This window comes from Halostella litorea, from assembly GCF_004785955.1.
In the GTDB taxonomy this organism is placed as follows: Archaea; Halobacteriota; Halobacteria; order Halobacteriales; family Natronoarchaeaceae; genus Halostella; species Halostella litorea.
In genome coordinates, this window is record NZ_SJER01000004.1 from 124,102 (window position 1) to 144,385 (window position 20,284).

At 67.0% G+C, this 20,284-nt stretch carries 15 protein-coding genes; 10 read left to right on the forward strand and 5 right to left on the reverse strand.

Going from position 1 to position 20,284, the window contains the following annotated elements; genetic code table 11:
* The first annotated feature begins 26 nt into the window (after nt 1-26).
* From EYW40_RS13520 to EYW40_RS13555, 8 genes are all read left to right on the forward strand, one after another.
* Nucleotides 27-476 carry a pyridoxamine 5'-phosphate oxidase family protein gene (locus EYW40_RS13520; protein WP_135822184.1) on the forward strand — a complete coding sequence of 150 codons (450 nt, stop codon included), beginning with the start codon at nt 27-29 and terminating at the stop codon, nt 474-476.
* A gap of 562 nt (nt 477-1,038) precedes the next feature.
* Nucleotides 1,039-3,084 carry a hydantoinase/oxoprolinase family protein gene (locus EYW40_RS13525; RefSeq protein WP_135822185.1) on the forward strand — a complete coding sequence of 682 codons (2,046 nt, stop codon included), beginning with the start codon at nt 1,039-1,041 and terminating at the stop codon, nt 3,082-3,084.
* A complete protein-coding gene (locus EYW40_RS13530; RefSeq protein ID WP_135822186.1) occupies nt 3,081-4,889 on the forward strand; it encodes a hydantoinase B/oxoprolinase family protein in 1,809 nt (602 codons plus the stop codon). The genes EYW40_RS13525 and EYW40_RS13530 overlap by 4 nt, the downstream gene beginning before the upstream one ends.
* Nucleotides 4,890-5,028: 139 nt before the next feature.
* Nucleotides 5,029-6,141: a M24 family metallopeptidase gene (locus EYW40_RS13535; RefSeq protein ID WP_135822187.1), complete on the forward strand. Its 1,113-nt coding sequence runs from the start codon at nt 5,029-5,031 to the stop codon at nt 6,139-6,141.
* 146 nt (nt 6,142-6,287) lie between these two features.
* Nucleotides 6,288-8,072, forward strand: a complete 1,785-nt coding sequence (locus tag EYW40_RS13540) for a hydantoinase B/oxoprolinase family protein (RefSeq protein ID WP_135822188.1) — start codon at nt 6,288-6,290, stop codon at nt 8,070-8,072.
* A 115-nt stretch (nt 8,073-8,187) separates the two neighbouring features.
* Complete coding sequence (locus EYW40_RS13545; protein WP_237560614.1) at nt 8,188-8,604, forward strand: cupin domain-containing protein; 417 nt, start codon at nt 8,188-8,190, stop codon at nt 8,602-8,604.
* Nucleotides 8,601-10,397, forward strand: coding sequence for a hydantoinase B/oxoprolinase family protein (locus EYW40_RS13550; RefSeq protein WP_135822189.1), 1,797 nt, complete (start codon nt 8,601-8,603; stop codon nt 10,395-10,397). The genes EYW40_RS13545 and EYW40_RS13550 overlap by 4 nt, the downstream gene beginning before the upstream one ends.
* Nucleotides 10,397-10,858, forward strand: a complete 462-nt coding sequence (locus EYW40_RS13555) for a DUF3830 family protein (RefSeq protein WP_135822190.1) — start codon at nt 10,397-10,399, stop codon at nt 10,856-10,858. Before EYW40_RS13550 ends, EYW40_RS13555 begins: the two co-directional genes overlap by 1 nt.
* 74 nt (nt 10,859-10,932) lie before the next feature.
* Here EYW40_RS13555 and EYW40_RS13560 read toward each other — a convergent pair whose 3' ends face one another.
* From EYW40_RS13560 to EYW40_RS13580, 5 genes are all read right to left on the reverse strand, one after another.
* Complete coding sequence (locus EYW40_RS13560) at nt 10,933-12,723, reverse strand: hydantoinase B/oxoprolinase family protein (protein WP_135822191.1); 1,791 nt, start codon at nt 12,721-12,723, stop codon at nt 10,933-10,935.
* 210 nt (nt 12,724-12,933) lie between these two features.
* Complete coding sequence (locus tag EYW40_RS13565; protein WP_135822192.1) at nt 12,934-14,049, reverse strand: ABC transporter ATP-binding protein; 1,116 nt, start codon at nt 14,047-14,049, stop codon at nt 12,934-12,936.
* On the reverse strand, nt 14,036-15,196 hold the full coding sequence (locus EYW40_RS13570; protein ID WP_135822193.1) for an ABC transporter ATP-binding protein: 1,161 nt from the start codon (nt 15,194-15,196) through the stop codon (nt 14,036-14,038). The genes EYW40_RS13565 and EYW40_RS13570 overlap by 14 nt, the downstream gene beginning before the upstream one ends.
* Entirely contained in the window at nt 15,197-16,114 is a 918-nt protein-coding gene (locus tag EYW40_RS13575; protein WP_135822194.1) for an ABC transporter permease, read from the reverse strand. It lies immediately after the preceding gene.
* Entirely contained in the window at nt 16,111-17,130 is a 1,020-nt protein-coding gene (locus tag EYW40_RS13580; protein WP_135822195.1) for an ABC transporter permease, read from the reverse strand. Before EYW40_RS13580 ends, EYW40_RS13575 begins: the two co-directional genes overlap by 4 nt.
* A 291-nt stretch (nt 17,131-17,421) precedes the next feature.
* On the opposite strand from EYW40_RS13580, the gene EYW40_RS13585 reads away from it, so the two are divergent.
* Both EYW40_RS13585 and EYW40_RS13590 read left to right on the forward strand, forming a co-directional pair.
* Complete coding sequence (locus EYW40_RS13585) at nt 17,422-19,023, forward strand: ABC transporter substrate-binding protein (RefSeq protein ID WP_161973215.1); 1,602 nt, start codon at nt 17,422-17,424, stop codon at nt 19,021-19,023.
* A gap of 215 nt (nt 19,024-19,238) precedes the next feature.
* Entirely contained in the window at nt 19,239-20,024 is a 786-nt protein-coding gene (locus EYW40_RS13590; protein WP_161973216.1) for an IclR family transcriptional regulator, read from the forward strand.
* The last annotated feature ends 260 nt before the right edge of the window (nt 20,025-20,284 follow it).

The following is a 20,284-nucleotide window of genomic DNA, read 5'->3' on the forward strand; positions in this document are numbered from 1 at the left end:
GACCGGTCGGTCCGCAGTCACGGAGTGTGAGAGAACTCTCAGCCGACGAGATAGACGGAGTACTGACTCGGAACGGCGTCGGCGTGCTCGCGCTCATCGACGACGGACAGCCCTACGCCGTCCCGATGTCCTTTGGCTACGACGGGTCCGAGATGATGTTCCCGATGCAGTGGGGGACGGGATACGGCGGCCGAAAGGAGCAGTGCGTCGAGTCGAACTCGAACGTCTGTTTCACGGTTTACGAGCAGGACCCCGACGATCCGGGGGTCTGGCGCAGCGTCGTCATCACCGGCGAACTCCACGAGATAGACGAGGAGAAGACCCAGCAGGCCTACGCCAGTCTCGCGGCGAACGCCGAGTTCGCGCCGGAACTGGGCGTGTGGGGCGTCCCCTTCGACGAAGTCGAACTCCGCCTGTTCGGCCTCTCGCTCGGTGACTGCGTGGGCCGAGAGTTCCCGACTCAAACGTCCACGTAACCCGTCGACCACGGCGAATCCATCGCGCCGAGTGCCGCCGTCACGCCGAATCGTCCGCGCGCTTCCGGACCCCATATATTGCTGGTTCAGTACAATACACACATATCACCGGAATGGGGTTGGAGTGTATAGATATTCGAAATATGTACACAAATACTCCGTGTCGAATAGTAATACACATACTAAATCCCCTTAGTGCACATCTTTGCGCCAGTTCCAGATACATTCCTCGGTGTAATATTGCTATATTAGTTGCAGACTAGATCGAGTTCCAGATCTAAAGGATCACGGTGTCGAAATCGCCTATAACATGCGTAAATCGCCGTTATTTTCAGAATCAACCGTCTTTTCGAATACCCACCCTGCAATATAGTATTGCTTTATATTTACACAATTGGCTGACTTTCGAGCGTCGGCCTCGACTGTCAGACGGTTGGACCTTCAGCGTCGTTCCGACGACGGAAACTGCACCGCACCGAAAGCCGGTCCGCAGACGCGTCCGGCCGAACGCGGTGATTGTTAGGACCCCAATCTATTTGAGCCGAGTTTGTAATTCATACACATGGAGTCGAGAGACCGCCTAGCAGTAGACATCGGTGGAACGTTCGTCGACTCGATCAAGTTCGATCGGGACACGGGCGAGATCGACGTGGAGAAGGCGTCGACGACGCCCGACCGGCCACAGGACGGCGTGCTCAACGCCATCGACAAGGTCGACGCCGACCTGAGCGGGACCGAGGCGTTCGTCCACGGGACGACGCTGGGGCTCAACGCGTTCCTCGAACGGGAGGGCGCACGGACAGGCATCATCACGAACGAGGGCTTCCGCGACGTCTTCGAGATCGGTCGGACGAACGTCGAACGCGAGTCGATGTACGACATCCGCTACGAGAAACCGGAACTCATCGTCCCCCGCCGGCGGCGGATCGGCGTCCCCGGCCGGATCGACGCCGACGGCGAGGTGTCGGAACCGCTCGACGAGGCGGCCCTCCGGGAGGCCGCACGCGAACTGGTCGACGAGCACGACGTCGAATCCATCGCGGTCTGTTTCCTGCACTCGTACCGGAACGGCGAACACGAACGCGAGGCCGGGGAGATCATCAGGGACGAGGTGCCGGAAGTCAGCCTGTCGCTGTCGAGCGAGATCACCGGCGAGTACCGCGAGTACGAGCGCACCAGCACCGCGGTGCTCGACGCCTACATCAACCCGATCTTCGAGTCCTACGTCGACCGGCTGGACGGCGCGCTGCGCGACGACGGCTTCGACGGCTCCTTCTTCATCACGCGCTCGGGCGGGGGGACGCTGACCGCAGAGAACGCCACGACGGCACCGGTCCATACGATCCTCTCAGGGCCGGCCGGCGGCCTCATCGGCGCCTCGCAGGTCGGCTCCGTCACCGACCGCGACAACCTGATCGCGGTCGACATGGGCGGGACCAGCCTCGACACCTGCGTCATCGAGGACGGCGCGCCGGCGGTCGAGTACGACTCCACGCTCGGCCACATGCCGATGATGATCCCGGTGTACGACATCCGGACGATCGGCGCGGGCGGCGGGTCGATCGCCTGGCACGACGGCGAGTTCCTGAAGGTCGGCCCGAAGAGCGCAGGGGCCGACCCGGGGCCGATCTGCTACGGCAACGGCGGCACCGAGCCGACCGTGACCGACGCCGCCGTCGCGCTGGGGTACATGGACCCGTCCCAGTTCCTGGGCGGCGACATGGACCTCAACCAAACGGGCGCGGTCGACGGCATCCGCGAGAAGCTTGCCGACCCCCTCGACATGTCCGTCGACGAGGCGTCCCGCGGCGTCTTCGACGTCACGCTCGCTAACACCGTCGGCGCGATCCGCGAGATCACCGTCGAGAAGGGGCTTGACCCGCGGGACTTCACGATGGTCTCCTACGGCGGCGCGGGGCCGCTGTTCGTCCCGCTGCTGGCCCGCGAGATCGGTGCCAAGGAGGTGCTGATCCCGCACGCCCCGTCGGTGTTCTCCGCCTGGGGCATGCTGATGGCCGACGTCGTCTACGACATGGCCCAGACGTCGATCACCGTCCTCGACGAACTCGACTTCGCCGAGTTCGACGAGGAGTTCGCCGACCTCGAAACCGAGGGGGCCGAGAAGCTCGGCGAGGAAGGGTTCGGCTCCGACGAGCGCACCCTCGAACGCTTCGTGGAGATGCGCTATCTCGGTCAGGAACACACCGTCGAGGTAGACGCGAACGACATCGACGACCTCTCGGAGCTCGGCGAGCGCTTCGAGGAGCGCCACGAGACGCGGTACGGCCACACGATGGACGACCCGCCGGAAGTCGTCCACCTCCGCGTCCGCGCCATCGGCGAGAACGACAAGCCGGCGATCGAGCCCCGGGAGCCGGCCGACGACCCCGCGGTCGAACCGGTCGGCACGCGCGAGGCGTACTGCTTCGCGGAGCGAGAGACGATACCGTTCGACGTGTACGACCGCGAGCAGCTACGCCCCGGCCACGAACTCGACGGCCCGGCGATCATCCAGGAGCCGACGACGACCATCGTCTACCACTCCGACCAGACCGCGGAGATAGACGAGTACGGCCACATCCTCATCAGCGAGAAGGGATCAGAATGAGCAAAACCAGCACGCCCGGCACCGGGGACGCGGTCGACGGCGCGACGGTCGAGGTGATCCGCAACTACCTCACCTCGGCGGCGACCGAGATGCAACGCACCCTCATCCGGACGGCGTACAACACGATCATCTACGAGATCCTCGATTTCGGGATCTCGATGTACGACGCCGACCAGCGGCTGATCGCCGACTCGCCCGGCCTCTCGATGTTCCTCGGGGCGAACGACTACGGCCTCCGCCGGACCATCGAACATCTCGGGGAGGAGAACCTCGACCCGGGCGACGTGGTCCTCTGTAACTACCCCTACTGGAGTTCGACGCACACCCTCGACGTGCTCGTGTTCATGCCGGTGTTCCTCGACGAGGAACTCATCGGCTACACGGCGAGTCGCGCTCACTGGCTGGACCTGGGTGCGAAAGACGAGGGGTACGTCCTCGACTCGACGGACATGCACCAGGAGGGCGTCATCTTCCCCGGAACCAAGGTGTACAAGGGTGGCGAACCCGACGAGGAGATACTCGACATCATCCGGTTCAACTCCCGCATCCCCGACAAGGTACTGGGTGACCTCAACGCCCAGATCGCCGCGTTGCGGACCGGGGCGGACCGGATGCGCGGGCTCCACGAGAAGTACGGAACCGACACCGTCGAGAGCAGCATCGACTCGGTCATCGACCACGGCGAGGAGACGGCCCGCGAGGCCGTCGCTGACCTGCCAGACGGCACCTGGAGCGCGGTCGGCCACGCCGACGGGATCACCTCCGACAAGGACGACCTGATCCGCGTCGAGGCCGAGGTGACGATAGACGGCGAGGAGTTCACGGTCGACCTCTCGGGGTCCTCGGACCAGGTCGACGCGCCGCTGAACGTCCCGCTGGGGATGAGCCAGACGCTGGCGAAACTCGCGTTCAAGAGCATCACGACGCCGAAGGAGGACTCGAACGAGGGGCAGTACGAGCCGCTCACCCTGGAGGTGCCGAAGGGCAACCTGTTCAACCCCGAGTACCCCGCCCCGACGTTCACGCTCTGGACGGCGTTCCTGGCCGTCGACGTCATCTACGAGGCGCTGGCGAAGGCCGTCCCCGAGCGCGTCTCGGCGAGTTCGGGGGGCGACCTCTGTGACATCATGCTCTTCGGCGAGGACCCCGAGACGGGACGCCAGTTCGTCGAGGCGCTCAACGAGGGTGTCGGCTGGGGCGGCAACGACGCCCGCGACGGCCCGAACGCCCTGATGCACATCGCCGAGTCGATGGTGCGGAACATCCCGGTCGAGGTCTTCGAGAACAAGGCCCCCATCGAGTTCGACGAACTGTCCCTGCGGCAGGACTCGGGCGGCCCGGGGAAACACCGCGGCGGCCTCGGCATCCAGCGCGACTACCGCTTCACCCATCCGACCGGCGGCCTCTCGATCGTCCAGAAGACCCAGACGGAGGGCTGGGGGATGGACGGCGGCGAACCCGGCGCGAAGAACGTCGTCGTCCTCGACCTCGACGACGGCTGGGAGGACCGCGTGCAGGTCCTCGTGGACAACGACGAGCTCTACGACGCGGCCGACGACGACCTGAAGTACGCCGGCATGTTTCGGGGCTCGTTCGAACCGGGCGAGACCATCTCGAACCGCTCGGGCGGCGGGGGCGGCTACGGGACCCCGCTGGAGCGCGACCCCGAGGCGGTCCGCGAGGACGTCCTCGACGGCTACGTCTCGCCCGAGGGCGCCCGCGCGGACTACGGCGTCGTCGTCTCCGAGGACGGCGAGATAGACCGCGAGGCGACGGCCGCGCTCCGCGAGGACCGCCGGAGCTGATCCCGCCGACAGGGCACAGTCGGGGCCGGCCACGCGGGCGGCCCGGCCGCACCGACGACTGGACCGACCCGCTGTCGAGGCGAACCGCACGACGACCGACTCACCACCGACGCTCACACCGACACCAACGACACCCATTATGACGACCACGACATTCAAAGACCGACTGCACCGTTGCCAGAACGCGCTCGCGGAGGAGGACGTCGACGCGCTCGTCCTCTTTCCCAGCCCGAACCTCCTCTATCTCACCGGGTTCGACGAGGAGCCCGGCGAGCGCCACCTGCTGGCGTTCGTGACCCCCGACGACTTCGCCATCGTCGCCCCGCAGATGTACGCCGAGCAGATCATCGAGGAGACGTACATCGACGACGTCGACGCCTGGAGCGACGGCGACGACCCGATGGTCGCCGTCCGGACCGTCCTCGACCGCCTCGGCGTCGGCGGCGGGGAGGTCCTCCTCGACGACCGGATGTTCGCGCTCTTCAGCCTCGACGTCCAGAACGCGCTGCCGGACGCGTCGTTCGGGCTGGCGAGCGAGGTGCTCGACGACCTGCGCGTCCGCAAGGAGGAAGTCGAACTCGACGCGCTCCGCGAGGCCGCCCGGATATCCGACGAGGCCTCGGAGGCCGTCCGCGCGATGGGGGCCGAGGCGGTCGGGATGACCGAGGCGGAACTCGCCGAGGAGATCCGGGCCGAGGTCGACGCCCTCGGCGGCGAGGGCCTCCCGTTCGAACCCATCGTCGGGTCGGGACCGAAGGGCGCACAGCCCCACTACCGACACGGCGACCGGACGATCCGGGCGGGCGAGCCGGTCATCCTCGACTTCGGGACGCAGTTCGACGGCTATCCCGGCGACCAGACCCGAACCGTCGTCTTCGACGGCGATCCGCCCGAGGAGTTCGAGGAGATCCACGCCGTCGTCCACGACGCGCTCGACGCCGCGGTCGACGCGGTCGAACCCGGCGTCGCTGCCGAGGAGGTGGACGCCGCGGCGCGCTCCGTCATCGAGGACGCCGGCTACGGCGACCGGTTCCTCCACCGCACGGGCCACGGCATCGGGCTGGAGGTCCACGAGGAGCCCTACATCGTGGCGGGCAACGAGACCCCCCTCGAACCGGGGATGGTCCACAGCATCGAGCCGGGCATCTACCTCGAGGGGAAGTACGGCGCGCGCATCGAGGACATCGTCGTCGTCACGGAGGACGACTGCGAGCGCCTGAACCACAGCCCGCGCACCTGGGAGCCGCTGTAACGGCCCCGACCCGCCATGCAGACAGCCACGCTCGAACCACGCGCGAGCCATCACGTATCGACCCGGACAGCCACGACGCCGTCGACCACGCCGCCCCGGTCGCCGGCGGGCGCTCGCCGGCCGACAGCCGCGAGGGGGCGGTGACGATGGCGGGCGCAGACGAGGTGGACCCGGCGACGGTCGCCGTCATCCGCAACTACCTGAACTCGGCGGCGACGGAGATGCAGCGGACGCTGACGCGGACGGCGTACAACACGATCGTCTACGAGATATTCGACTTCGGGCTCTCGATGTACGACGCCGACCTCCGCCTGCTGGCGGACTCGCCGGGGATATCGCTGTTCCTCGGCGCGAACGACTTCAGCGTGCGCAAGGGCGTCGAGCACGTCGGGCGGGAGAACCTCGACCCCGGCGACGTCGTCGTCCTCAACTACCCCTACTGGAACTCCTCGCACACGCTCGACGTCTGCCTGTTCGCCCCCGTGTTCCGCGACGGGGAACTCATCGGCTACACGGCGAGTCGCGCCCACTGGCTGGACCTGGGCGCGAAAGACGAGGGGTACGTCCTCGACTCGACGGACATGCACCAGGAGGGAATCATCTTCCCAGGGACGAAGGTGTACAAGGGCGGCGAACCCGACGAGGAGATACACGACATCATTCGCTTCAACTCCCGCATCCCGGACAAGGTCATCGGCGACCTCAACGCCCAGATCGCCGCGCTTCGGACCGGGGCGGACCGCCTGTCCGAACTCCACGGGAAGTACGGCTCCGACACCGTCGACGCCGCCCTCGATCGGATCGTCGACCACGGCGAGCGACAGGCGCGGGCGGGGATCGCCGACCTGCCCGACGGCACCTGGAGCGCGGTCGACTACGTCGACAACGACGGCGTCTCCGACGACCCCGTCCGGATCGGCGTCGAGGTGACGGTCGACGGCGACGAGTTCACGGTCGACTTCTCGGACTCATCGGACGCGGTGGCGGGGCCGATCAACGTGCCGCTCGGGCGGACCGAGGCGGTCTGCAAGTTCTGTCTGAAGACGCTGACGACGCCCGAGGAGACGTCGAACGACGGCCACTACCGGCCGGTCGACGTCGTCGCGCCCGAGGGGAACCTGTTCAACGCCCAGTACCCCTCGCCGACGTACACGCTCTGGGCGTCGATCCTCGCGGTCGACGTCGTGTTCAAGGCGCTGGCGAAGGGGATGCCCGAGCGCATCCCGGCCAGCACCGGCGGCGACATCGCCAGCGTCATGCTCTACGGGACGGACCCGGAGACCGGCAACCGGTTCGTGGAGGCGAACAACGAGGGCGTCGGGTGGGGCGCGACGAATGAGCGCGACGGCCCGAACGCCCTGATGCACTACGTCCAGACGATGGTGCGGAACATCCCGGTCGAGGTCTTCGAGAACAAGGCCCCCGTGGAGTTCGACGAACTGTCCCTGCGCCAGGACTCGGGCGGGGCCGGCGAACACCGGGGCGGCCTCGGCATCCGCCGGGATTACCGCCTCACCCACCCGACGGACGTCCTGGCGATCATCAAGAAGACCCGGACCGAGGGCTGGGGGCTGGCGGGCGGCGACCCCGGCGCGAAGAACGTCGTCGTCCTCGACCTCGACGGGAGCGACCCCGACGCCCGCGACCGGGTCCAGGTGATCACCGACAACGGCGACGACTACCCCGACGACGGGAAGGAGTGGGTCGGCATGATGCGCGGCTCGTTCGAGCCGGGCGAGGTGGTGTCGAACCGTTCGGGCGGCGGGGGCGGGTACGGCGACCCGTACGACCGTGACCCCGAAGCTGTCCGCGAGGACGTCCTCGACGGCTACGTCTCCCCCGGGGCCGCCCGCGAGGAATACGGCGTCGTCGTCTCCGAGGACGGCGAGATAGACCGCGAGGCCACCGCGGAGCTACGCGCGGGGCGCTGACTCGGAACGCCATCCGGGCAGCGCCGCTCGACCCCGCAGAAACCTTGATTATCCCGCCGTGTGACTGACTGCACAGCGACGACCCGCACAGCCTCCGGTCGAGTGTCAGCACGGCGTGTCGACGGCGACCGTCGCCGGCGCGGCGACCCGCCTCGACCGCGGCACCGTTCGACCGCGCACCGACGGACCAGACGACACGACCATGACGGACATTCAGCTACACGACCTCGACGCGAACTGGAGCGAGAGCACCGACGACCCACTCACCCTGCACGAGAGCGACGACCCGACCGCCGAGACCGGGACGTTCGTCATCGAACCCGGCGAGCGCGTGCCCGCCGAGGGGACGACGAGCCACGCGGGCGACGAGGTCTCGGTCATCCTCTCGGGGGAACTGGAGGTGGTCACCGAGGAGTCCCGGACGGTCGGGGCGAACACGCTCTCGGTGATCCCGGCGGGGGTGGAACACTACTCGGTGAACCACGGCCCGGAGCCGGTGAGACTGGTCTACACGATCCTCGGGGAGCTATGAGCGGGGCGGGCGACGTCGACCCGGCGACCGTCGAGGTGATCCGCAACTACCTCACGTCGGCGGCGACGGAGATGCAGCGCACGCTCGTCCGGACGGCGTACAACACGATCGTCTACGAGATCCTCGATTTCGGGATCTCGCTGTACGACGCCGACCTGCGGCTGGTCGCGGACTCGCCGGGGCTGGCTATCTTCCTCGGGTCGAACGACGAGGGCATCGAGGCTGGCGTCGAGCACGTCGGGAAGGAGAACCTCAACCCCGGCGACGTGGTCCTCTGTAACTACCCCTACTGGAGTCAGGCCCACACGCTCGACGTCCTCATGTTCTCGCCCATCTTCGTCGACGACGAACTGGAGGGCTTTGCGGCCTGTCGCGCCCACTGGCTGGACCTGGGGGCGAAAGACGAGGGGTACGTCCTCGACTCGACCGATGTCTACCAGGAGGGCGTCGTCTTCCCCGGGACGAAGGTGTACAAGGGCGGCGAACCCGACGAGGAGATCCTCGACATCATCCGCTTCAACTCGCGGATCCCCGACAAGGTGCTGGGCGACCTCAACGCCCAGATCGCCGCGCTGCGGACCGGGACGCGCCGGCTGCAGGAGCTCCACGAGAAGTACGGGAGCGAAACCGTCGACGCGGCCATCGAGGGGCTGTTCGACCACGGTGCGAAGACGGCAAGGGAGGCGGTGGCGGACCTCCCCGACGGCACCTGGTCGGCGACGGGGTACGCCGACGGGATCGACGCGGGCGACGACCTCGTCGAGATCGTCGCGACCGTCACGGTCGACGGCGACGAGTTCACGATCGACCTGACCGACTCGGCGGACCAGCTCGACACGCCGTACAACGACACCGGCGGCGACGCGCTGGGGAAGCTCTGCTTCAAGACGGTGACGACGCCCCACGAGGACTCCAACTACGGCCTTTACGAGCCGCTGTCGGTCGAGACGCGGCCGGGGAGCATCTTCGAGCCGACCGAGCCCGCGCCGACGTTCGTCGGCTGGACGGGCATCCTCGCGGTCGACGTCGTCTACGAGGCGCTGGCGAAAGGGATGCCCGACCGCATCCCGGCGAGTTCCGGCGGGGACCTCTGTAGCATCATGCTGTACGGCGACGACCCCGACACCGGCCGGTCGTTCGTCGAGGCGAACAACGAGGGCGTCGGCTGGGGGGCGACCGACGAGCGGGACGGCCCCAACGCCCTGATGCACGTCACCGAGACGATGGTCCAGAACCTGCCGGTCGAGGTGCTCGAACAGAAGGCCCCGGTCGAGATAGACCGGCTGGCGCTGCGTCAGGACTCCGGCGGCCCCGGAAAGCGCCGCGGCGGCCTCGGCATCCGCCGGGACTACCGCTTTACCCATCCGGCCGGCGCGCTGTCTATCGTCCAGAAGACCCGGACCGAGGGCTGGGGGCTGGCGGGCGGCGAGCCCGGTGCGACGAACGTCGTCGCGCTGGCGACGGACGACGCCGCGGACCGCGTGCAGGTCCTCGTCGACAACGACGACCGATACGACGCGAGCGCGGACGACCTCGGGGGGCCGGACGCGTCGGTGGCCTACGCCGGCATGTTCCGCGGCTCCTTCGAGCCGGGGGAGATGGTGTCGAACCGCTCGGGCGGCGGCGGTGGCTACGGCGACCCGTACGACCGTGATCCCGAAGCTGTCCGCGAGGACATCCTCGACGGCTACGTCTCCGCCGAACAGGCGGCCGACCGCTACGGCGTCGTCGTCACCGACGACGGGGAACTCGACGAGGCGGCGACCGCCGCCCGGCGGTCGGGGGGCGACTGATGGTGACGCCGCCGCCCGACGACGCCCCGAGGCTCGTCCTCACGGTCGCGGGGGGCGAACGCGTCCCGGTGATCCTCCGAGAGGAGCGCGCGCCGCGGACGTGCGAGGCGGTCCGTCAGGTCCTGCCCGTCGAGGAGACGGCCGTCAACTCGCGGTGGTCCGGACGCGAGGTCAACGTCTCCCCCGACATCGACCCGACCGTGCCGCCGGAGAGGCGGGCCGCCCACGTCAGCGTCGGCGACGTCGTCTACTGGCGCGACTGGGCGCTCCCGTCCGACGACGCGCCCGAGGCCATCGGCGTCTACTACGGCCCGGAGACCGCACGCGGGCCGCAGGGGCCGCTGTCGGTCACGCCGTTCGGGCACGTCCCGCCGGCCCACTGGGGGACGCTGGAGGCGGTCGGCGAACGCATCTGGCGGGAGGGCGGCGAGGCGCTGACCCTCCGGTCCGACGGAACGTAGCGGCGCGGTGAAAAGCGGGTTTCGACGGGCGTTTCGCCGGGCCAACCGCGAGTTCGTTCCTTCTGTCGCCCCGCCTACGAGCGGCGGGCCTCGGTCGCGTCCCAGTCTATCTCGCCGTCGTCGGTGACGACGACGCCGTACTCCTCGCGAGCCACGTCCCGGGAGACGTAGCCGTCGACCACGTCCTCGCGGACGGCCCCGGGGTCGCGGTCCGTCGGGTCGCCGACCCCGCCGCCGCCGCCGGTGCGCACCGAGAGCGTCTCGCCGGGTTCGAAGTCGCCGCGCATCATCCCGGCGTACCGCTTGCCGTCGTCCGCGTCGTAGAGGTAGTCGTTGTCGACGAGGACCGAGATGCGCTCCTCGTCCGGGTCGTCGGCGTCGACGACGACGACGTTGCGGGCCCCGGGGCCGCCGCCCTCGTGACCCCAGCCAGGGGAGCGCGAGCGCTGCAGGATCGACAGCGCGCCGGTCGGTTCGGTGAACTCGTAGTCGCGGCGGGTGCCGAGGCCGCCGCGGTGGGTCCCCGTCCCGCCGGAGTCCTCGCGGAGTTCGAGGCGCTGGAGCCTGACGGGGGCCTTGTTCTCAAAGACCTCGACCGGGACGTTCCGCACCATCGTCTCGGAGATGTGCATCAGGGCGTTCTCGCCGTCCTGGGTCCGCGTCGCGCCCCAGCCGACGGCGTCGTTGTTCGCCTCGACGAACATCTCGCCGGTGTCGGGGTGCTCGCCGTAGATCTGAACGCCGACCGGTTCGCCGCCGGACGCGGCCGGCACGCGGTCGGGCATCGCCTTCGCCAGCGCCTTGTAGATGACGTCGATGCCGGTGATGGCCGTCCAGACGGTGAACGTGGGGGCGGGGTACTGGGCGTTGAAGACGTTCCCCTCGGGGGCGATGACCTCCAGCGGCCGGTACTGCCCGCCGTTGGAGTCCTCCTCGGGCGTGGTGACCGTCTTGAAGCAGAGCTTGCAGATCGTCTCGGTCATCCCGCGCGGGATGTTCAGCGGCTCCTCGACCTCGTCGGCCGACCCCGAGAGGTCGACCGTGAACTCGTCGCCGTCGATGGTGACGTCGGCCTGGACCCGGATGCCGTCGTCCGGGTCGCGGCCGACGCCGTCGGCGTAGTCGACGCCCGTCCAGGTGCCGTCCGGGAGGTCGGCGACGGCCTCGCGGGCCGTCTCCTCGCCGTGGTCGATCACGGTGTCTATCGCCTCCTCGACGGCCCCCTCGCCGTACTTCCCGTACAGTTCGCGCAGGCGCTTGTTGCCGGTCTGGAGCGACGAGACCTGCGCGTGGAGGTCGCCGACGACCTTGTCGGGGATGCGGGAGTTGAAGCGGATGATGTCGAGTATCTCCTCGTCGGGGTCGCCGCCCTTGTACACCTTCGTCCCGGGGAAGATGACGCCCTCCTGGTGCATGTCCGTCGAGTCGAGCACGTAGCCGGGGTCTTTCGCGCCCAGGTCCAGCCAGTGCGCGCGGCAGGTGGTGTACCCCACGATCTCGTCCTCGTAGAACACGGGGGACATCAGGCACATGTCGAGGACGTGCGTGCCGCTCCAGTACGGGTAGTTGAGCATGAGGACGTCGCCCGGGTCGAGGTTCTCCTTCCCGACGTAGTCGACCGCCTTCTCGATCGCGCCGTCGTTCGCGCCGAGGAACAGCGCCAGCCCCGGCGAGTCGGCGATGAGGTTGAGGTCGGCGTCGTACATCGAGATCCCGAAATCGAGGATCTCGTAGACGACGGTGTTGTACGCCGTCCGGACGAGGGTGCGTTGCATCTCGGCCGCCGCCGAGGTGAGGTAGTTGCGGATCACTTCGATCGTCGCTGCGTCGAGGTCCGACGACGCCTGTGTGGTGTCGGGTGTCATGGATAGTCGGTCAGCAGCCCACGTCGTCACGCCCGCGGCTGACGCGACGCGCCGGCTGGTGATCCTTGGCAGATACTCGCACTCGCGGATAATCAAATCACTGGTAGTGGCTACTCGTCGGGATACCTCGGGTCCGTACGGGTCGGCCAGTACGTAGAGCGTGAAGAATCGGTCGGCGGGGGCGGTGGATACCGGTCCCGCTCCGGTCGGTCAGTCGTCGACGCCGATGTCGGCCCGCATCCGCTCGCGCTCGGCCTCGTCGGCGTACTCGTCCACCTCCGCCGCCCGCTCGCCGGGGTAGAGCAGGCACTTGACCTGGTGGCCGTCCTCGCGCTCGGTGAGACACGGTTCGACGGCCGAGCAGGCGTCGAACGACTTGTGGCACCGCGGGTGGAACGAACAGCCCGACGGCGGGTCGATCGGGTCCGGCGGCTCCCCCGTCGCTTTCACCGACGTGGGTTTCATCGCGCGCTCCTCGCCCTCGACGACGGGGATCGCGGAGAGCAACTGTTCCGTGTAGGGGTTGAGCGGGTTCCGGAACAGTTGCCGGCTCGAACCGACCTCCATGAACTTCCCGAGGTACATCACGGCGATGCGGTCGGCGATGTTTTTCACCAGGCTCAGGTCGTGGCTGATGACCACGTACGTCAGGTCGAGCCGTTCCTGCAGGTCCTCCAGCAGCGAGATGACCTTCGCCTGCACGCTGACGTCGAGCGCGCTCGTCGGCTCGTCGAGGACGACAAGCTTCGGATTGAGGATGAGCGCGCGGGCGATGGCGACGCGCTGTTTCTGCCCGCCGGAGAGTTCCGTGGGGTAGCGGTGGATGAACTCGGCCGGCAGGTCGACCAGTTCCATCATCTCGACGACGCGCTCCCGGCGCTCGGCCTTGGTGCCGATGTCGTGGACGACCAGGGGGTCCGCGACGATGTTTTTGACGCGCCGCCGCGGGTTCAGCGAGGACGTCGGGTCCTGGTACACGACCTGCAGGTTGCGCCGGATCGGCCGCAGCTTCCGGTTGCTCAGCGAGGAGATGTCCGTCCCGTCGAAGACGATCTGTCCCTCGGTCGGCTTCTGCAGCCGGCTGATGACCTTGCCGAGCGTCGTCTTGCCACAGCCGCTCTCGCCGACGACCGCGAGCGTCTCGCCGGCCGCCACGTCGAAGCTGACGCCGTCGACGGCGCGGACGGGCTCGCTCGACCGGCTCAGGAGGCCGCCGCCGGTGTTGAAGTGCTTCTTGACGCCGGACACCGAGAGCAGGGGCGAGGACCCCTCCGCCCCCGACGCCGGCGTCGCGGCGTCGGTCCCGTCGGTGCTACTCATCGACATCACCTGGCTCGGCCGTCATCGGTTCGGATCCGGTCGCCGTCTCGGGGTCGGTGCTGTCGTCGGCTGGCGTGTCGGTCATCGTCGTGTAGTCGATCTCGTCGCGCGCGATCGCGGTGGCCTCGTCGAGGTCCATCCCCTGCTCGTAGAGGTGGCAGTGGACGTCGTGGCCGTCGATGTCGACCTCCGGGGGCACGTCCTTGTCACACGTGCCCTCGATGGCGGCGGGGCAGCGCGGGTGGAACCGGCACCCCTGGGGCGGTTGCGTGTAGTCGGGGATCGTCCCGGGGATGCCCGAGCGGTCGAAGTCGGTGAGCTTCGGGATGCTCTCGATCAGCCCCCTGGTGTAGGGGTGCAGCGGCGACTCGAACAGCTCCTCCGTCCGGCCGGACTCCACTATCGACCCGGCGTACATCACGTAGATGCGGTCCGCTATCTCGCGGGCGACGCCGAGGTTGTGCGTGATGTACAGCATCGAGAGTTCGCCGTCGAGGAGGCGGTCCTTGAACAGGTCGATGATCTGCTCCTGGACGGTGACGTCGAGCGCCGTCGTCGGCTCGTCGGCGACGAGGAACGACGGCTCGTTGAGCAGCGCCATCGCGATCATCACGCGCTGGCGCATGCCGCCGGACAGCTCCATCGGGTAGCGGTCGAGCACGCCCTCGGGATCCGGGATCTGCAGGCGTTCGAGGAGTTCGCGGCTGCGTTCGCGGATCTCCGCGTCCCCCTCGGCGTCCCGCCCGAGGTAGTTTCTGATGATGTCGAGCCAGGTCGCGTCGCGCTTGCCCTGATAGGTGAGGATGTCGGACATCATGTCGCCGATCGTAAAGACCGGGCTCAGATGCGTCATGGGGTCCTGGAATATCATGCTCATCTCCTCGGCCTGGAGCTCCTCGTGTTCGGCCGGATCCGAGAGCACCTCGGTGCCGCGGAAGCGGACCTCCCCCTCGACGATCTCGCCGGGCGGCCGGGGCAGGGTCCCCATTATCGTGTCGGCGGTGACGCTCTTGCCACAGCCGGTCTCGCCGACGAGCGCGACGGTTTCGCCCTCCTCTATCGTCAGGTCGACGCCGTTCAGGACTCGGTGGCGGCCCTCGTAGGTGTTGAAGTGGACCTGCAGGTCCGAGACGTCGACGATCGGTTCCGTCATCTACTCCACCTCCACGTCGAACATGTCACGTAGCCCGTCCCCGAGGAAGTTAAACCCGAGGACCGACAGGAAGATCGCCAGCCCCGGGAACGTCGAGTACCACCAGCTCGCCGGCAGGTAGATCCGGCCCTGGGCGGTCATCGTGCCCCACTCGGGGGTGGGGGGCTGTGCCCCCAGCCCCAGGAAGCCGAGCCCGGCGCCCACCAGGATGGCGTACCCCATGTCGAGGCTGAACTTCACGCTTATCGGGGCCAGGATGTTGGGGAGGATCTCACGGAAGAGGATGCGGGGGATCGACGCTCCGATGCCGCGTGCCGCCTCGATGTAGGTCTCCTCCTTGACCGACAGCACCTCCCCGTAGGTCAGTCTGGCGTACCACGGCCACCACACCGCCGCGATGGCGATCATGGCGTTCGTGAGCCCCGGTTCGAGCGCGACCACCACCGTCAGCGCCAGCACCAGCGGCGGGACCGCGAGGAAGACGTCGGAGGTCCGCATCGCGATCGTCGCGAACGGCCCCTCCAGATACCCCGCGGCGAGCCCGATCGGCACGCCGATCCCGATGGCGACGCCGGTGACGAACAGGCCCAACTGCAGTGAGAGCCGCGTGCCGAAGATGATCCGTGAGAGGATGTCGCGGCCGGCCTGGTCCGTGCCGAGCAGGTGGTCGGCCGACGGCCCCTCCAGCGAGCGGTCGAAGTTAGTGCTCGCGTCGTCGCCGTGGCCGGCGTGGCCGGGGTACGGCGCGAGCACGGGTGCGAAGATGGCGACGAAGACGAACATGAGGATGATCGACATCCCGACCAGCGACAGCGGGTTCTGCCGGAACCGGTAGGCGATCCGCCGGAGGTCCTCGCCGAGGCGGGCGGCCCTGTCCTGCCAGCCGGCGTCGGCGGCCTCGTCGGTGTCGACGCTCATTGGCCACCCCCGTTGACGCGCACCCGCGGGTCGAGGTAGCCGTAGAGCACGTCGACGACGAAGTTGACGAGCAGGTAGCCCGTGCCGATGACGAGCGTCACGCCGACGATCGCGTTGATGTCGTTACCGAGGATGGCGTCGACGCCGTACCGGGCGAGGCCGGGCCAGCCGAAGACGATCTCGACTAAGAACGCCCCGCCGATGAGGAAGCCGAAGTCGAGGCCGGCGATCGTCAGCGTCGACGTCGACGAGCGCTTGAGGACGTACTTGTAGACCAGCAGCTTCTCCGGGATACTGTGTGTCCTGAGCCCCTCGACGTACTCCTTGTTGTACTCCTCGATGAAGCTCGAACGCGTCATGCGCGTGATGTCAGCCATCGGCCCGAGCGAGAGGGTCAGCGCGGGCAGGAAGAGGTGGTGAAGCGCGCTCGCGAAGGCGGCGGGGTTGAGCGTCACCACCGAGTCGACGAGCAGCAGGCCGGTCACCTCCCTGTAGGGGATGTCCGCGATGCGACCGGTCGCCGGGAACAGGTCGAGCCAGAACGCGAAGACCAGTTGCAACAGGATCGCCGCCCAGAACTGCGGGAGCGAGACGCCGACGAACGAGAGCGTCCGGCTGGCGTTGTCCTGGAACTTGTCCTTGTTCCGGGCCGAGATGATCCCGAGCGGGACGCCGACGAGCATGGCGATCGCCATCGCGGCCACGACGAGTTCGAGCGTCGCGGGGAGGTAGTAGGCGATGTCCGCGGCGACGTCCCGGTTCGTCGTCAGCGAGACCCCCATGTCGCCCCGAAACAGCCCGCTGATGTAGTTGCCGTACTGGACCCAGATGGGTTCGTGCAGCCCCATCTCGCGACGGAGTTGCCTGACGGCTTCCTCGGACGCCCGTGGCCCGAGCGACTGCCGGGCCGGGTTTCCCGGAAGCACCCGCGCCAGGGTGAAGATGAGGACCGACAGCCCGAAGAACACGGGAATGACCGAGAGGAGCCGCTTCAACAGGTAGGTTCTGTACGACATTATCTGCTCGGCTGGGCGTGGAATCGGTGGTCGACGTGCTGTGCTTCGGACAGTGCTACGTCCATGTGAATGGGGAACCCACTTCACATTGTTAAGGGTTTCCCTTCCGGAAGTGTCGTGGTCGGCGTCGACGCCGACGGAAAGTGACGTTCATTTCTCCACCACTAGTATCATAATGTATACGTAGATTTGCGGAGGCATTTACTCCCCATACGATCAATCCCTGCTTCCCCCGTCTACCGAGTGAAATTATGGAGTACAGTTATGTACGATGGTTCATGTTACCATACCATGGCAGATCGCGATGCCAGCCTCAGCCGAAGAGACGTATTAGCCGCGGGTAGTGCCAGCGTGGGAGCCGTCCTCGCCGGATGCATGGGCGGGAGCGCCCCGGGCGACGGTGGGTCGGGCGAGGAGTTCGTCTACCTCACCACGCAACAGCCCAGTTCCATCGACCCCGCCCGTTCGCTCGACGAACTGGAGGCGATATACAACAGCAACGTGTACGAACCGCTCGTCCGGTACAACACCGAGTTCCCGCCGAGCGTCACGGCCGGCGTCGCCGCCGACTGGGAGGTGGCCGACGACGACGTCACGTACACGTTCGACCTCCACGAGGACCTCACGTTCCACAACGGGGACTCCCTCACCGCCGAGGACGTGGTGTACACGGTCGAGCGCCTCCTGTCGATCAACGCGGGGCCGACCTGGATGTGGAGCGGCGTTCTCACGGAGGGCAGCGCGACGGCCGTCGACGAGACGACCGTCGAGATCCAGCTGGAACAGCCGTACGCGCCGTTCCTCAAGACCCTGCCGTGGCTCTGTGTCGTCAACAAGCAGCAGGTCGAGAGCAACGGGGACGGCGAGTACGGCGGCGACTACCTCGAAAACAACGAAGCCGGCAGCGGGCCGTGGATGCTCGAGGAGTACGCCCGCGGGGAGGAGATCAGGCTCTCGCGAAACGACGACTGGTGGGGGGAGTTCGCCGACAACGTCGCCGACACGGTCGTCATAAACACCGGGATGGAGGTTTCGACGATCGTCGGCTCGCTCACCAACGGCGACGGCCACATCACCGACCGGTGGCTCTCCACCGCGAACTACGAGCAGTTCGAGTCGAACGACAACACCAAGCTGAGTTCGACCCAGACGTACAACACGTACTACGTCTACATGAACATGCTCAAGCCCCCGCTCGATGACATCCACGTCAGGCGGGCGATCTCGTACGCGTTCGACTACGGGACGGCGATGGACATCCTCGGGACGGACGACGAGCTTCACGGCCCGATGCCGAGTTCGATGCAGTACTCGACCACCGACGGCGTCACCCAGTACACGCAGGACCTGGACGCCGCCCGGGAGGAACTCGAACAGTCCGAGTACTCCAGCGACGAACTCGAGGTGACCTACGTCTCCCAGCCGGCGATCAGCGCCAACCAGGACATCGGCCTGATGATGGAGGACCAGTTCAGCGACGTCGGGATCACGGTCAACCTCGAGGACGCGCCGTGGACCCGCATCGTCGAGATGGCGTCGGACCCCGAAACCTCGCCGCAGATGTTCCCGCTGTGGGGGCTCGTCAGCTACGACGACCCCAACGCCTACCTCTGGAGCATGTGGCACAGCAGTTCGGTCAACAACTACCTCAACGGGTCGAACTACCAGAAAGACGAGATGGACGCGCTGCTCGAGGAGGGCCGCCGGACGCTCGACGAGGACGCCCGCGCCGAGATCTACAAGCAGGTCCAGCAGATGATCATGGACGACGCGCCGGCGCTCATGGTCGCCAACGACACGACCGAGTTCGGCCTCCACCAGGACACCACCGGGTTCTCCGACAACGGCATCATGGGGTACACCCACCAGTTCCAGAACCTGGGCGTCGAGTAACGACCGCCGCCGTTTGCTCCCCGTTTCACAGTCCCGAACAGTCAGTCCCCAGCGTCGCATAGGGTCGGACGCTCGTTCGCGCTCGAACGCCGGGAGTGGCGACGCCGGAAGCGTGTCGGTCACGCCCCCACCCCCGGCACCGCGGGGGAGACGGCGTTCCAACAATGTACGGGATAACAACGTTTTTAAGACATTGGGGCTTGGAAGACGGTATCATGGCAACGAACGACGCGGGAAACGTGCACAAAACAACCGAACAGGCTATCCACGTTCTCGACGCCATCAGGCGCGGGAACGGCGCGACGATCTCCGACCTTCGCTCCGAGTTCGACCTATCAAGGAGCACGCTATACACACATTTAAATACGCTCACGGACGCCGGCCTCGTCGTCCGGGAGAACGGCCGGTACTGGGTGGGGACGCGGTTCAAGGAGTTCAGCGTCGCGGCGGAGAACCGGAAACCGAGCTACCAGTTGGTGAAAAACGAGATACAGTACCTGGAGGAGGAGTTCGAGGCCGAGACCGAGTTCCTCGTCGAGGAGGCCGGCAGGGTCAACGTCATCTACCACTCGGAGAACATCGACCACAGCCGCGTCCGGCTTCACGCACACAACACGGCGGCGGGGAAGGCCATCCTCGCGGACCTCCCCGACCAGCGCGTCGAGGAGATACTCGACCGCCACGGCCTCCCACAGCAGACGGCGAACACGATCACCGACAGGGACGAACTGTACGACGAACTGGCGACCGTCGCGGAGCGGGGCTACGCGTACAACAACAGCGAATGCTTCGACGGCTACCACGGCATCGGGGCGACCGTAAACGGGATCGACGGCTCCATCCTGGGTGCGATCACGCTCGGCGGCCCGATATACCGGATCCCGGAGAAACGGCTGAAAAACGAACTGGTCGACGCCCTCCGGAACACGATCGACGAGATAGAGGACTCCATCGAGTCGAACCGCGCCATCATCACCTCCGAGCTAGCGAGCGAGAAGTAGCGGCCGCACCCGGATTACAACCATAGCGCTGTAATATTCTTTCCCGCACCCGTCGCCGACACACGGCCGTCCGTACCGCGTTCGATTACGATCATATGAGTGTAATCGGGGGTCCGGCGATCCCCCTGAAGTACGTGTCGTGGTCACACGGATCACCTACATGAAGGTCCGTATATCGAACATGTATATAAGTAATCCGGGGGCAGGCCGCCGAGGCCACCCCGCGAGTCAAAAAGTTTAACAGGTATGTCCGAAGGTAA

Bases quoted from the DNA above. Each gene is read 5' to 3' on its own strand.
- EYW40_RS13525 (WP_135822185.1), top strand. From the start codon at position 1,039: ATGGAGTCGAGAGACCGCCTAGCAGTAGACATCGGTGGAACGTTCGTC.
- EYW40_RS13530 (WP_135822186.1), top strand. From the start codon at position 3,081: ATGAGCAAAACCAGCACGCCCGGCACCGGGGACGCGGTCGACGGCGCG.
- EYW40_RS13535 (WP_135822187.1), top strand. From the start codon at position 5,029: ATGACGACCACGACATTCAAAGACCGACTGCACCGTTGCCAGAACGCG.
- EYW40_RS13540 (WP_135822188.1), top strand. From the start codon at position 6,288: ATGGCGGGCGCAGACGAGGTGGACCCGGCGACGGTCGCCGTCATCCGC.
- EYW40_RS13550 (WP_135822189.1), top strand. From the start codon at position 8,601: ATGAGCGGGGCGGGCGACGTCGACCCGGCGACCGTCGAGGTGATCCGC.
- EYW40_RS13555 (WP_135822190.1), top strand. From the start codon at position 10,397: ATGGTGACGCCGCCGCCCGACGACGCCCCGAGGCTCGTCCTCACGGTC.
- EYW40_RS13560 (WP_135822191.1), bottom strand. From the start codon at position 12,723: ATGACACCCGACACCACACAGGCGTCGTCGGACCTCGACGCAGCGACG.
- EYW40_RS13565 (WP_135822192.1), bottom strand. From the start codon at position 14,049: ATGTCGATGAGTAGCACCGACGGGACCGACGCCGCGACGCCGGCGTCG.
- EYW40_RS13570 (WP_135822193.1), bottom strand. From the start codon at position 15,196: ATGACGGAACCGATCGTCGACGTCTCGGACCTGCAGGTCCACTTCAAC.
- EYW40_RS13575 (WP_135822194.1), bottom strand. From the start codon at position 16,114: ATGAGCGTCGACACCGACGAGGCCGCCGACGCCGGCTGGCAGGACAGG.
- EYW40_RS13580 (WP_135822195.1), bottom strand. From the start codon at position 17,130: ATGTCGTACAGAACCTACCTGTTGAAGCGGCTCCTCTCGGTCATTCCC.
- EYW40_RS13585 (WP_161973215.1), top strand. From the start codon at position 17,422: ATGGCAGATCGCGATGCCAGCCTCAGCCGAAGAGACGTATTAGCCGCG.
- EYW40_RS13590 (WP_161973216.1), top strand. From the start codon at position 19,239: ATGGCAACGAACGACGCGGGAAACGTGCACAAAACAACCGAACAGGCT.